Below are 14,140 nucleotides of genomic sequence, written 5' to 3'. Positions count from 1 at the left end.
TTTAGCCCTAAGCCATTGATGAAAAACTATTCTCCCAAAAAACATTTGGCTATTATGCCAAATGAAGCCAACACATTTTTAAGGCGCGCGATGAATCCTAAGATGACGCAAACACAGCAAACCAGGCTCAATGCCCGCGCTGGCGTACTCAAGGCGCTGGCCCACCCTACCCGCCTCTGGCTAGTTGAACAGCTGGAACACCAGGAACGATGCGTCTGCGAGCTGACCGACGGGGTCGATGCCGACATCTCCACCGTCTCCAAGCATCTGTCACAGCTCAAAAAAGCGGGGATCGTCACCAGTCGCCGTGAGGGCAAGCAAATCTACTACCGCCTGGAAACGCCTTGCCTGCTAAGCATGCTGAGCTGTATCGAGACCGTCCTCGATACGCAAACGCCTGACAGCTGCTGCGGTAAGTAATAGTTCATCATTGTTAAAGGGCGCCGGGCATGAAAATTCAATCCGTCAGATAAGGAAAAACAGATGAAGATAGAAGTATTAGGCAGTGGCTGTAAAAAGTGCACCAACCTGGCCAACGACATACAGAAGGTGGCCGATAGCTTAAAGATAGAGATGGAACTGGTAAAAGTTACCGATATGGTTGAGATTGCCGCCTATGGCGTGATGTCGACCCCGGCGATCGTGATCGACGGCAAGGTGGTGACCTCAGGCCATGTTCCATCGGAAGCTGAGTTAGCCCTGTTGCTAAATCAAGCCAATCAGGCGTAATTAATTCGCCTTAGCGCGATAGCTACTGCGCGATAGCTACTGCGCGATAACTTGGACCCACCACCTAGGGTCCAAGCAGAAGCTCAAACCATACATTCACTAAGGAGTGTCTATGTTCGCCTGGTTTACACTACTCGCCGACGGCCTGGTGTATGGCCTCTTAGGCTTATCCAGTGATACCCGTTTGGGGCAGGCGCTGCACTTCTTTGTCGAAGACACCACTAAAATCTTCGCCCTGCTCATCTTGATGATCTATGGCATTGGCTGGCTGCGAGCCTCCCTCAATGTCGAACGGGTAAGGGATTATCTGGCGGGCAAACCTAAGTTTCTCGGCTACGGAATGGGCGCAGGCTTTGGCGCCATCACGCCCTTCTGTTCCTGCTCCAGCATTCCCGTATTTCTCGGCTTTACCTCTGCAGGCATCCCGGTTGGGATCACCATGGCGTTCCTGCTCACCTCACCGCTGATCAACGAGGTTGCCATACTGCTGCTGTTTAGCCTGCTTGGCGCTAAGATCACCCTGCTCTACCTTCTTACCGGCATCACTATAGGCATGCTCGGCGGCGCCTTGCTAGACCTGTTACACGCTGAGCGCTGGTTGCAACCCCTTGCCGCCAACGCCTACAACCGTGGACAGGCGCAGCCACAGCAAAACGCCGTGACCATCCAGCAACGCCAGTCCATGGGCTGGCGCCAGCGTCACCAATTTGCCAAGGCAGAAACGCGGGATATCTTTAGCCGGGTATGGAAATGGGTCATCATAGGTGTCGGTTTAGGCGCGGCGCTGCACGGCTTTGTTCCCGCCGGCTATCTGGAGGCCAATTTAGGCGACGGCCAGTGGTGGTCAGTGCCTATTGCAGTGCTAATGGGGATCCCCCTCTACGCCAACGCCACCGGAGTGATCCCGGTACTGGAAAGCCTGCTGATACAAGGCGTTCCTCTGGGCACAACCTTGGCGTTTTGCATGAGTACCGTAGCCGCCAGCTTTCCCGAATTTGTGATGCTCAAACAAGTGATGCAGTGGCGCCTGTTGGCCCTGCTGTTTGCTTTGCTTCTGGTCGCCTTTACCCTGATGGGCTGGGTGCTAAACCTAATCACCCTTAGCTGATGACAAAAGAGGTCGTTTCACGCTAGCATAAGCGCGGTGGCTCCCCTTAGCCTCCGAATAGACATACAAATAACACATATAAAGGACACTAGCCGCCATGGAAAGAGGCACCCTAGTTCGCTGGAACGACGACAAAGGCTTTGGCTTTATCAAGCCAAACACGCCCAATGCCCAAGACGTATTTATCCATATCTCGGCCCTGAAACAGATGGCGAGAAAGCCTGTGGTGGGTGATGAAATCATCTACCAACGCCAGCAGCAAAGTGATGGCAAATTTAAAGCCATTAAGGCGAGTATCGAAGGCGTCGCCGTGGTCTCTGGCGTAGTGTCAGGACTGGCTAACACTCCCAAACCAAAGCCCGCACCAAGAAGAGACCGTACGCCGTCGCCCCACTATTCTCATCGCCGCTCCAGCTCCTTGTTGCAGCGGGTGATCTTCATTGTCTTGCTGGTGAGTATCGGCAGCTTTGGCTTCAAACAATATCAGGCGCTTAATGCGACGCCAATCATCACCAACGAGGATTTGCCTAAGTTAAACACCCAAGAGTGGCAACCGGCCACACCCAAATTTCGCTGCGAGGCCGGCAAGACACATTGCAGCCAGATGCGCTCCTGCGAAGAGGCTACCTACTACAATCGCAACTGTCCCGGTACCCAAATGGATGGCGACGGCGATGGCATTCCCTGTGAACGACAGTGGTGTCGCTAAGGGATCACACAGAACCTATTTAAATCAACAATAACAAGGAAGCTCCATGAAACAAGGATGTCTAATTATCGGCCTAGGTTTAGGCGCGATGGCTCTGAGTGCCAACGCCCAGCAGTGTGACCTCAGCATCACAGGTACGGTGCCCGAAGGCGTCAGCCTGGATAAGCTGGTCGTTTCCACCTATAACAAGGAACTGCCAGTCACCAGCCGCGACTATTCCCTCTGCGTCAGTAAGCAAGATCTCCAAGTTGTGGGACGTCACAGCCCCAACAACACGATCTACCTGAAGGATAAGAGCGGCGCCCTCCCCAGAGGCATCTATACCGCCGAGGTGTTCGTGCAAAGCAAGGCGATCAACTTAGGGGCGGCCTCTAGCCTGACCCAGCGGGCCTGCGACCTGCGCTGTGGCTACTATGCCAGCCAGAGAATCCAAACATCGACGGCGCTGCAACAACTGGCAACCCAGTACCAACAGCTGCCCGCCTCAGACCGCAAAGCCAAAGGCGACTTCATCAATAAACACAAGACGACGCTGGCCAGCCTCTACTTTGACGGCATGTCGCCCAAGTCCATAGCACCTATTGATACCTCAGATCTCTGGGTCGACCCCTATAGCGGCGCGAGTCTCTACTTCGATTCGCCCCAGAGCCTGCTAAGCAGCACCTATAGCGACTATGTCGGCACTAAGGCAAGGGAAGCCCGTAAAGACGATGCTGCCGTTCCCGAGGTAATGAAGCAGCACAGGTCCTCGCTCGAAGGGCTCATGAAAGGCTTCAACAGCTGGCAGGATCGCGTCGATGCCATTTTGGCAGTAACAGCTGAGCTTAAGGCGAGCCAGCAACCGGCGGCTAGCAAGGTGGCGCAGATCTTCACCGACGCGGTCAAAGAGGCCGAGGCGACACTCAATCGTTACCTCTCCAACGATAACAAGACGCCCATCGCTTCTCTGACTCAGGCCGACAAGGCATTCGAGCTACTGCTGGCCGATTGGACGATTGCCGCCTACACCCACAGCAAAGATAAACAGGCTTTCGCATCGCTGTTTAGCGAACGCTTTAAACAGCAACTGCCCATACAAGATCGCGAATTAGATAAGGCGCTGAGCCGCTTGATCGACCTGCCCAACCATCTTGGCAAACTGTCCCTTAGCGATGGCTATCAACACATTCAGATCGAATTTAACCATGCACTGCCGGACTCGCGCACACGCTATGACTTCAAAGATGCCCTGCATAGTGTCAGCTTTGTGTATGAAAAGGGCGCCTGGCGGCTCGATAGCGTCAGCCAGCTACCCATTGCCCACTATGAAAATGGCTAAGCGTCAGGCAACTAAACTTGGCTGACATCAAATGATGTCATCATGAGGTGAGCGACTCACACCGAAGGGGTTGAGTCGCAAGTAGAACTGTAGTGATTAAGCTGGATAAGGCCTTGCAGCAAGATGCCATGATAGCGCGCCTTGATAAGCTGATAGTCTAGCTCTGGAGCAAAGTAATAGGTCACCTCTTCGGCCCCCGTCTGCTCCACCGGCACCAGCATCAGCTCCCCCCAAGGGGCCACCTCTACCAGCTGTGGCGCCTTAACATAGTATTGATAGCGCTCGGTCGCATCCGATGCCTGGCGGATCAAGGCAAACTGGCTCCGCCCCTGCATTAACAATCGGCGGATCTCTAGCGCCAGGGTATCCACATCACGCAGCGCCGTTTCATCGGAGCGATAGTGGGTCACCTCACCGTCCAGATCCACCCTTGCGGCGCGGCCATTGTCACTAAAACGCACCTGCATGTCCCTGCTACGAAAACCGCTCACCTGCTGATGAAACGCCTGGGTGATCCACTCTTGAGTATCACGCGACCACGCCAGCTCAGCCCGCTGCCGATAGCGAGTGCCTATGCCTAAGATGCTGGCCTCACTGTTAGAGGTCACCACGGCGCTTTGGCCCTGCCAATGCTCGGTGCGGCTCATAGTGCCTGTGTGTATGCCGCTAAGATAGATGTCATATTCTGAGCTGCGCGTGCACTCAGGCGTTTGCTCAAGTGCCTGTTCCGCAAGCGATCTGTCCTCACTCATCGGTGCGCCGCCAGAGGCGACCTCACTCGTACCAGCAAGCGCTAGCGGGCTCGCCGCAAAAACGGCGACTGCCAGGAGTGAGGATAGTGACCTTGGCCATCGCCAAGTCTTGGGCTCAGAACAATCAGGCATACTTAGAAGACTTCGTTCACATTAAGGTAAAAATTGGTCTCATTTTCACCCACACCCACGTCGAAACGCAGGTTGATATTATCTTTAATCTTGAAGCGGAAACCTGCGCCGTAAGAGGTCAGCAGCTCATCGCTTAACTCGCTTACCTTATCGGCCACGCTACCCACGCCGCCCCAGAACACCATACCGTAACGCTGGAAGATAGGCAGGCGATACTCGACCTGGCCCATCATCATCTGCTTGTCGCGATAACGTCCCTTGATATAACCGCGCATAGCACTGGAACCACCAAGATCAGGCAACATGTTCCACGGCACATCACCACTGGTAAAGTGGCCCTGTACCTGCCAGGCAATAAGCCCAGGCATAGTGCTTAACAAAGCAGTGCTGCTGAGATCGATATAGTTGGCCAGCTCAAGATCATACTTGGCGAAGCTGTCGTACTCGCTGTTTTGATACAAGCCCGCATCGAGCTGGAACAACCAGCCCTTGGTGGCATTGAGGCGATAGTCGCGCGAATCATAGATACTGGTCACCACCAGGCCCGAACTAAAGTTGTCCGGCAAAATGCCATCAGATGGCAGAGGAATATCCCCCTCTACCCGGGTGAACTTGTCGGCGCTGACATAGGTAAAGTCGGCGCCCACACCGATAAAATAGTTGTCGGCCACCTGGGTCATCCAGCGCGGCGTAAAGCTGTATAGCTGCTCATCAAACTCATGGTGATTGCTGTCGATATTGCCATCGGCAATCCCGCGGCCATAGTAAACAGACGCCTCGTTATGTAGCTCCAGCCCCAGTAGCAATCGCTGCTTACCACCGTTGAAGAAGGTCATGTTTTCCACTTCAACGCCGTATGAGTTGTTCATCGACACAAAAGAGTTGAGCACCAATGATGAAGGCTGCTCCTCGGGCGCCGCGCCCTCTGTCTTATACAGACCGACCATCAAGAGGCCCACGCCGAACTTCTTCTCGGGGGTGTAATAGGCGGTCGGCAGGTAACTCATATCTATGGGCTTGCTGTCATCAAATTCACCGTCGGCGCCAAACACGTCAAGGATCTCATCGACCCAGGTGGGCTCCATATCTTTTGGGGTTTGAATCAAAGGTTCGACGGCCATGGCCATTTGAGAACAGGCCAGCAGGGATAAGCATAAAATCCGTTTCATAGAGACTCTAGTGATTAGTAAAAAATAAGATGTAATCAGGCAAACAAGCGCTTTTAAAACTGTTACTCACGACGATTGCAACAACAGCGACGGCAAACCGAGCGGCATTTTAACACCCCTGCGGGTTTCAACAACGACTTTTTCGATTAACAAATGTTCAGTAAACGGGGAAACAGAGACACAGCAAAGCTGCTTAGGATAAGTGGTTGAACGAGCGGATTAAGATATTAATAGGGTGAGCGCGACAATAACCCGCTCACCCAACAGATGGCTAACTCCCTCAACAGAAGATTAGCGCACCCAGCGCATCAATTGATTGGCGTCTTGCACTGCAAACTGACGTTTTACCAGCTTACCCGAGCCATCAAATAACAGCAGTTCGGCGGATCCAGCACGATACTTAGCGATCATATTATCGCCCTCTGGCGTGCCGACTCTAGCGAGTAAAAACAGTACATTGTCGCCTAAGTGACCTCGCGCTTCGTTCATCTGCTCGGTCTGACTATGGCTCACCGCCAGATTAGGATCGTAAACAAACACTACAGCTGGCTTACCTGTACCTATCTCTTCATGGGTCGCCTTAAACCCTTTTGGCATCATCGCCAGCAATAAACCGATCAGCGCTACGACTGCCAAGCTTACGCCAATGGCTACCCAAGGCCCTCGCTTAACGCCGTTTAATTGCTGATTATCCATGATGCTCACTCCCTTAATGACTGTTCCAAACACGATATAGTCATCATGCTAACCCAATAAGCTGAGACAAATCTTAAAAACAGTTAAATCAATCCATATGATTTAAGCGCCAACATGCTACAAAGTGCTTAACTGTAACGCTTGGTGTTTTGTAGTGCTTGGCCTGGTCAATCAAAGGGAGTGGTACAAAAAAGTACGATTTACCCGGTCAACCTTACTGACAGATGAGTAAAAAGAGAGAAAAGGAAATCAGTGGCGATTCGTTTATCTGTGCCTGGCGATAATCGGCATATTTACTGAAAATGGGTCGGCCCTGTAAGGCAAGTACATAAAGCCTTCTCTGATCCCGCTTACTCTGGCTCCGCTGATGATGACCCCACTTATTATGAGCCTATTTATTATGAGCCCACTGATACAGCCGAAGGGTCTGAGGAAAACCTACTCAGCCCCTAATAAGTACTTAATTTGTGAAAGGCGTGGCCAACATGAGCTGACCACTCAATGAGTCTATTTAAGAGGAAGCGGTTACAAAGGCTTGCAACACACACTGTATCTTAAGTTTGCTCGACGATGCAGTTCATAAACCTCACACCCTAGCATTGGCTCAGTTCTGTTAAGTACTGCGCCATAACGCTCAAAGTAGTCTTCGTTGACTTGTTTTGCACTGATAAGCGGGACTTCAATGCTGACATCGACACGACCTTTACGTATCAGCGCGGGGTCGAGATTCTCAACATGGTTAGTGGTCATGACGACCAGGCAATCATCCAGTGGAATGACTCCATCTAAGGCGTTTAGCACGCCGCCTAAGGTTAATGGTGGATTATCGACATTACTTTCAGCAGCGCGTGATACCGTCGCTTTTACACAGTCACAGTCTTCTATCAACAGCATAGATCCGGGCGGTACCTTTCTGATGGCCTTATGAATCGTGGCATCATTGACAGTCGATAGGTTCAATATGTATAGATCGCGGCAATACTCAACGGCCAAGGCTCTGGCGATACCCGTCTTACCCGTCCCCGTTTTTCCGTGTAACAATATGGTGAGCTTACTTGCAACCCCTTTACCGCTACTGGCGAAGTTATCAACTTCCCCCATGAACTCCTGCTTGAACCCAGCATCTAGCACTAATTCACTGAAACCCTCTGATTTCAGTGTGCCATAGCGGCACCATTCGGTTTCCTCAAAAATACTCACTTTTGGCGCAGTCGATATGTCTCCACGCGTATCTTCTAAAAGACTATGTAGCTTATCTTTTGCCCACCATGGTGCGATAACAGTAATGGTGTCGTATGCCATAGTGCTAGCGACCTTAGCGCGAGTCGCCAACATGTAGCAGCCTTGGTATTTAAACAGGTGCATACCATAGCCGATAGACTTAACACTGATACGGCCGTCGTAATTCACACTGTAGTCAAAGTAAACGGCCTCAGAGATAGAGCGTGAAAAAAGCGGAATGGTAGTATTACTGATCAAAAAGGACAGTTTATTGAATACCTCTGTGCGCGCATTATGGCTGTCATCGATTGTCAGCCGTATAAACAGCAGGCTACCGAGCCAACTAAACACCTTAGTGAAGATATCTTTTAGTATGTAGCCTGTGAGTCCAATTAACGCGAACGTTAATACTCCAACAATTACAGCCGTCAACAAAGGGTCACCATTGGTGAGCGCCTTTATCTGTAGTAATACCTCGTTCATTTACGTACCTTTACTATAAATGCCTAATGGACATCGCCGAGCATACTACCGACAGAGTCGAGGATACCACCAAGGTGTCCTCAGTATGTGCGCTATAGCACGTGGTTAAAGCGACTTGATTTAAGGAGCCTGACTAAGCCCCCACTTCTCATTCGTAAGGTAATAACTGCCCCATCTATTGGATAAACGCGCAAGAAAATGACGAGGGCAAATACTGCCGTATTTGCCCTCCCGAAAGTTACCTTATTAAAACTTACTGATTCAGCATGTTATGTGAGAAACAAGTTATCTTAGACTGATTCACATCTCTTTTTTGAGCGGTGTCAGGCCTTGTTCTCGACTCTTAATCGCGGTTTCTAAGTCGAAACCACCTGATTTCCAGTTACTTGCTTCTTCTGCATTAAAAGACTGCTTACTCCATGCAATTGCACTATTGAGATCGAATCCGGCTTTAGACCAAGTGTTAGACTGCTCGGGAGTGAATCCGTTTTGTCGCCAAGCTTGTGCCTGTTCAGCATTAAAGCCTATGTCTTTCCAAGCAACAATATCTCGTTCTGACATACCTTTCCAAGTTACAGGCTCTGGAGACGATGCGCAGGCGGCAAGTACCATGGTAATCAGGATAAAACTGAGCTTTTTCATTGTGTGATCCTTACTTTAAACAAGTATGCAATACACACCTTGATTGCATAAAATTTAACCAAGCAATATTTAAGATAGTTGCAAGTTTTTAAGATCACAAGTTGAATACGGGTGAGAAAAAGAACAGGCTACCTAGGCTAGGTTACGCTTGATATTGTCGTTCGAATGTAGCCATTGACGTGCTTAAAGAACTACCTGATAGAGTTTGATCTAGTGGAGTTCTCACCCCCAGAGTCTGCAACCAGAGAAGCATATCTAACACAAGGATTGGTGATTCGGCCATAGCTAGTACCACTCACTTGAGCCGGCATCCGACTTTGATTCAACAGAGAGCCGAATCCCCAGACCATCGAGTATCTTGAATAGGGTAGAGATGTAGACATCTTCCCCCTTCTCGACACGAATCAAGGTTTTCTTAGTGACACCGCACAACATTGCCGCCACCTCTTGAGTCAGCGCCGCTTCCTTCCTGCGGGTTTTAATCAGTAATCCCAACGAATCTTGGTTTAACGAGGAGCTCATAAGATCATCATAAAGTGTACTTTGCTACACTTTAGCCACGATAAAGGGATGATTCAACATAAAAGTGTAGCAACATACACTTTTTAAGTATTAACAAGACCAATGGAGCAAAAAGTGTAACATCATACACCTTCTATCTATTCAAGTTAGCAAATGGGCCAAAAGTGTCACTTGTTACACTATCAGAGTCTCTTACACCGCAAATCACCATCGACACAACTCTAACGGCTCCCAACTCTTCCGAAACGGTGCTTTACCCACTATTGCCTTACGCGGCGGCGATATTGTAGGATAAGTTAAGTTTTTGTTGATAAAACAAGATTTAAGCGCTCACTAAAGTACGCGAATGAATGTCAGGGATGGCGCCGCTCTTAAAAGAGCTGCATAAGGCAAGGACAGCTTTTCACACCTCACCTCAAACTCCCCTCTCTGGCTCTGACTCAGCCAACTTTAACGCAATAGCAAAGCACATTAAGCAAACTGCACAGTTTGTGACCTTGGATAAGGTTTTATCTGCGGCAGCTTGATAGCTTTATGTTTTTATTAGATTAATCTGATCTTTTATCGCTCTGGGATAGCTAGGATTCTCTGCGGTAGCTATCGCTTTCGACAGTGCCAACGCTTTGGATTTAAGATGCCAAGCTGCGCTTGGCTAAGGTCGTGGTGTTCCACACCACACCGGTGGAAAGGGGCCGTTTCGACAGGAAATTGCGTCCATGCAAAAGAGCCAGCTCACCATCCATGGTTCGCGCTCATAAACGCTCTACGAGCAATCGCCTTATCAATCCCTTGCGACCCGCGACGAAGCGGAAATCTCCTTCGAGCGGGGGTTGGGGCAATCTTAATCCCGTACCCTTCATGTAAGGCTACCTGCATCTAATCAACAAGTCTCAGAGATGCATTTTCAAAGGAATGGTTTAAATGCAAGACGTAGCAAAAATAGCGGTGTTTATCGACGCAGATAATGCACCGGCAAGAAAGTTTGACGTGGTACTGGCTGAGCTAGCCAAACATGGCGTGGTGAGTATTCGCAAGGCCTACGGCAACTGGAAAAGCCCAGGCCTGAAGCACAGGGAAGACATTCTCCACGAATATGCCATTCAACCTATTCAGCAGTTCGACCTGACCAAAGGAAAGAACGCCACAGATATCGCATTGGTGATCGATGCCATGGACATCTTATACACCAAAGACATAGATATCATGTGCCTCATCTCCTCAGACTGCGACTTCACCCCCTTGGTCACAAGAGTGCTCTCAGACGGCAAAAAGGTATTCGGCTTTGGCGAACGCAAAGCCCCCACCGCATTCGTTAACAGCTGCTCCCGCTTCCTCTACCTGGACGCAGAACCCGAAATCGAAACCGAAGTGGAACAGCAAGTCGAGAAAGCAATAGAGCCGACAACAGAGAAAGAAGCTAAAACCGTCACCCCAGCCACAAAAGCCAGTGTTCCACGCAAACAAAACCTTAAGGGTGATGCCAAATTAATTCACCTGCTGCGACAGGCAATTGAGGCAACCGAAGAGGACGATGGTTGGGCACAACTTGGCCCCATAGGCTCTCACATTTCGAACCACAGCTCATTCGACCAAAGAAACTATGGCTTTAAGAAACTCAGCGATCTCTTCGCCGCCATAGACCTATTCGAGATGCGAAAAACCAACGGTTCAGTTATGTGGATCAGAGAATGCAAACGAGCCAAGAAGAGTGGGAAATAAGCTCAGCACAAAGAAAGTGCGAGTGTAAAAAGACAAGAAAACTACACGTTACATTACCAAGAATTTGTTTTTGAAACTGAATTGGTTGACTAGCAGTAAAGGTGAATACGGACACAACTCTACTTATTACTATTAAAATGTAAATTAATATAAGGGAAGATATGATCCAATCTGAATTTCAGCGCTTTCTCCAAACTTTATTATTATCTCCATCCACTAAACCTGTTCATAAATTTGCAAATTTGGTGTTAAAACACCTAGATAAATTAGCTCCTCTAGGAACCCATCAAGGACAAAGAGTGAAGCATATCGCTAAGATTGCTTCACTAGAATGGGCTAGTTTAAGTGCAGATATCCCTACAGATCTAAAAGATGTCACATCTGATGTAGCATCTTTTACTCAACTAAAAGAATTGTCTGTCGATTCGTTTAGAGGTTTTAGTCGCAAAGAGGTATTCGATCTGAAGAGCCATTTAGTTCTAATCTTTGGGCCAAATGGAACTGGTAAATCAAGTTTCTGTGAAGCCCTAGAATATGGGCTATTAGGATCTGTAGCAGAAGCTGATAGTAAGCGCTTTAAAAATGTTGGAGCTTACCTGAGAAATGCACATACAAATAAATTTACACCCCCTAAATTATTAGGCACAGATTCCGATGGCAATGATATACACATCAAACCTAATGATGCGCTTTACCGGTTTTGCTTTGTTGAGAAAAATCGAATAGACAGCTTTTCGCGTATTGCGGCACAAGCTCCAGCTAAACAATCGGAGCTCATATCAACATTATTTGGTCTAGATGCATTTAATGAGTTTGTTAAAAATTTCTCACTTGAAATCGATGAAAGGTATATTGATATAGAAGGTGTGAAAGCTAAGCTACTTACTCAAAAACGGCAGCAACTTCAAGGAGCTATTCAGCAGATAAAGCTCAATCAAAGTATTGTTGAGCAAGCAATAAATGATGAAACAGCCTTAGCATCTCGCTATAAAGAAGGTTTTAACTTACACAAAATGCAGTTCGAACTTGAAGGTACTGAAAATAAACCGGGAAGAGTACCTATACTCGAAGCTGAACTGCAAAAACCGATTCCACAGAAAAGTCACCTGACATCTGCACATCTAAAAACTGTAAAACAAACACTGATAAAAAGTATAAATGAATATAAGCAGAAAAGCAGTGAATTAGCAGAGGCTAGCCAACAAGTATCCTTCCAAAATTTATTTGAAGCAGTTAAACAAGTGCAGCCAATTAGTCCTGATAAATGCCCTGCTTGCTTAACACCATTAACAAAAGTAACCATTGACCCTTACAGCTATGCAAAAGATGAACTCGCTAAACTTCAGCATTTAGCTGAGTTGCAAAGGACTATAGCGCAGCTTGATAAAATGGTGCAGCAAAAGCTTCTTGAGCTTTATCAAATAGTATTAACTTGCTTAAATTTTTATCCAAGAGACAACAAGCTAACGCCATTTAAGTTATTGGATATGTCACGATTAAATCTGGCGTGGTGGGAAAGTTTACATGGTAATTTAGACGATAACACAACAGCCATACTGCATATTGACACACAAGTCAGTTGCCTAGAGAAGCAAGATGTTGAGATTGTTAATATTCAAAAAAATAAAGACTCTCTGCAAGAGGAGCTAAACCGATTAAAAGGTTTCCTTAAAGATGCACAGAAGATAGCAGCAACGAAAGGTGCAGCTATCAAAGCAATTGAAGGTGCTCAAAAGCTCATAAATGAATTTGATGAAGCTAACAAAGAGCTTATTTATGAAGTAAAAAAAGAAGAACCAATTGTTGCACAAAATATCGAAATCAAAAATTCTTACCAACAGTTTGTAACTCTGCTAAATGAGTATCGGAAAAAACTACCAGCACAATTAGTTGAAAATTTGGGTGATATGGTAGTACAGCTTTATAACGCATTTAACCGAAACGATGCACCGACAGAGCTAATGGCATCTATTCAATTACCATTAGAGCAAAATCAAAAACTGAAGATGTCTTATCAAAACGAGCCTAATAAATATTTCGATGCGCTTCACGTATTAAGTGAAGGTCACATTCGCTGTGTTGGCTTGGCGATACTATTGGCAAAAAACATCAAGGAAGGCTGTCCTCTTCTTATTTTTGACGATCCTGTTAATGCAATTGATGATGATCATCGCGAGTCTATCCGGCGTACACTTTTTGAAGATAATTACTTTGATGGTAAACAAATTATCCTCACCTGCCACGGAGAAGAGTTCTTTAAGGATATTCAAAACTTATTGTCGGCAGAGCAAGCTAAAAGTAGCCAGCGACTGGCGTTTTTGCCTCGTACTGATGAACCCCATATTCAAGTTGATTTCAACTGTGCTCCGAGAAATTATGTTGAAGGCGCACTAGAGCATTTTCGCAAAAATGAATTACGATTTGCACTAGGTAAATCACGTCAAGCGTTAGAGTCGTTAACTAAGAATAAAGTCTGGCGATATGTGAGCAGGTACGGTGACGGAAATTTAAGTATCAAACTTCGCGCAGCTAACGCACCTATTGAGTTACGTCAATTAACCGAGCAACTTAAAACCAAAATCAATAAAGGTGACTTTGCTGATCCAAACAAACAAAATATCCTATTACCTCTAACACAATTATTAGGTGTTAATGGCGACTCTCGAGAATGGCGATATTTGAATAAAGGTACTCACGAAGAAATAGACAGAGCGGAATTTGATAGAAATTCAGTTAATACTATTCTATTAGCGATAGAATCATTAGATCTAGCACTAATAGCTTAAGCCGAAGTTTACTCAATACTTATAGATTCAGGGGCTTTATTCGTAGTGTGATAACAATTCAAATAACTCGCTTTCCTACAACAAAATCTTTTTAGCAGATCCAAATAATAAAGCCCCGATGTCGTCAGACATCGGGGCTTTTTACTAACTTGGT

At 47.4% G+C, this 14,140-nt stretch carries 13 protein-coding genes; 7 read left to right on the top strand and 6 right to left on the bottom strand.

Features of this window, described 5'->3' with window-relative positions; genetic code table 11:
- The first annotated feature begins 102 nt into the window (after positions 1 to 102).
- The 5 genes from L2712_RS14650 (at position 103) to L2712_RS14630 (ending at position 3,864) form a co-directional block, all read left to right on the top strand.
- Positions 103 to 420 (top strand): ArsR/SmtB family transcription factor, encoded by a 318-nt coding sequence (locus tag L2712_RS14650; RefSeq protein WP_248978203.1) that lies wholly within the window; start codon positions 103 to 105, stop codon positions 418 to 420.
- Between the two features lie 63 nt (positions 421 to 483).
- The gene (locus L2712_RS14645; RefSeq protein WP_033538817.1) at positions 484 to 729 is read left to right on the top strand and encodes a thioredoxin family protein; all 246 of its coding nucleotides are present in this window, start codon (positions 484 to 486) and stop codon (positions 727 to 729) included.
- 112 nt (positions 730 to 841) lie between these two features.
- On the top strand, positions 842 to 1,837 hold the full coding sequence (locus L2712_RS14640) for a permease (protein ID WP_248978202.1): 996 nt from the start codon (positions 842 to 844) through the stop codon (positions 1,835 to 1,837).
- A 97-nt stretch (positions 1,838 to 1,934) separates the two neighbouring features.
- The gene (locus tag L2712_RS14635) at positions 1,935 to 2,546 is read left to right on the top strand and encodes an excalibur calcium-binding domain-containing protein (protein ID WP_248978201.1); all 612 of its coding nucleotides are present in this window, start codon (positions 1,935 to 1,937) and stop codon (positions 2,544 to 2,546) included.
- Between the two features lie 46 nt (positions 2,547 to 2,592).
- On the top strand, positions 2,593 to 3,864 hold the full coding sequence (locus tag L2712_RS14630; RefSeq protein WP_248978200.1) for a hypothetical protein: 1,272 nt from the start codon (positions 2,593 to 2,595) through the stop codon (positions 3,862 to 3,864).
- A 56-nt stretch (positions 3,865 to 3,920) separates the two neighbouring features.
- Here the strand turns inward: L2712_RS14630 and L2712_RS14625 are convergent, their stop codons facing one another.
- The 6 genes from L2712_RS14625 to L2712_RS14600 form a co-directional block, all read right to left on the bottom strand.
- Entirely contained in the window at positions 3,921 to 4,616 is a 696-nt protein-coding gene (locus tag L2712_RS14625; RefSeq protein ID WP_248978199.1) for a hypothetical protein, read from the bottom strand.
- A gap of 134 nt (positions 4,617 to 4,750) precedes the next feature.
- On the bottom strand, positions 4,751 to 5,917 hold the full coding sequence (locus L2712_RS14620; RefSeq protein WP_248978198.1) for a BamA/TamA family outer membrane protein: 1,167 nt from the start codon (positions 5,915 to 5,917) through the stop codon (positions 4,751 to 4,753).
- A 291-nt stretch (positions 5,918 to 6,208) separates the two neighbouring features.
- Positions 6,209 to 6,613, bottom strand: a complete 405-nt coding sequence (locus L2712_RS14615; RefSeq protein ID WP_033538823.1) for a hypothetical protein — start codon at positions 6,611 to 6,613, stop codon at positions 6,209 to 6,211.
- Positions 6,614 to 7,138: 525 nt separating this feature from the next.
- Entirely contained in the window at positions 7,139 to 8,317 is a 1,179-nt protein-coding gene (locus tag L2712_RS14610) for an AAA family ATPase (protein ID WP_248978197.1), read from the bottom strand.
- 300 nt (positions 8,318 to 8,617) lie between these two features.
- Positions 8,618 to 8,959: a hypothetical protein gene (locus L2712_RS14605; protein ID WP_033538999.1), complete on the bottom strand. Its 342-nt coding sequence runs from the start codon at positions 8,957 to 8,959 to the stop codon at positions 8,618 to 8,620.
- Positions 8,960 to 9,244: 285 nt separating this feature from the next.
- Positions 9,245 to 9,481 carry a helix-turn-helix domain-containing protein gene (locus L2712_RS14600; RefSeq protein WP_033539000.1) on the bottom strand — a complete coding sequence of 79 codons (237 nt, stop codon included), beginning with the start codon at positions 9,479 to 9,481 and terminating at the stop codon, positions 9,245 to 9,247.
- 921 nt (positions 9,482 to 10,402) lie between these two features.
- On the opposite strand from L2712_RS14600, the gene L2712_RS14595 reads away from it, so the two are divergent.
- Both L2712_RS14595 and L2712_RS14590 read left to right on the top strand, forming a co-directional pair.
- Positions 10,403 to 11,200: an NYN domain-containing protein gene (locus L2712_RS14595; RefSeq protein WP_248978196.1), complete on the top strand. Its 798-nt coding sequence runs from the start codon at positions 10,403 to 10,405 to the stop codon at positions 11,198 to 11,200.
- Between the two features lie 161 nt (positions 11,201 to 11,361).
- Positions 11,362 to 13,986: an AAA family ATPase gene (locus tag L2712_RS14590; RefSeq protein WP_248978195.1), complete on the top strand. Its 2,625-nt coding sequence runs from the start codon at positions 11,362 to 11,364 to the stop codon at positions 13,984 to 13,986.
- The last annotated feature ends 154 nt before the right edge of the window (positions 13,987 to 14,140 follow it).

The sequence above is a fragment of the Shewanella marisflavi genome (assembly GCF_023283925.1).
Classification (GTDB): Bacteria; Pseudomonadota; Gammaproteobacteria; order Enterobacterales; family Shewanellaceae; genus Shewanella; species Shewanella marisflavi.
Note: the sequence above shows the minus strand (reverse complement) of the source record. Positions and strands in the feature narration are given on the sequence as shown.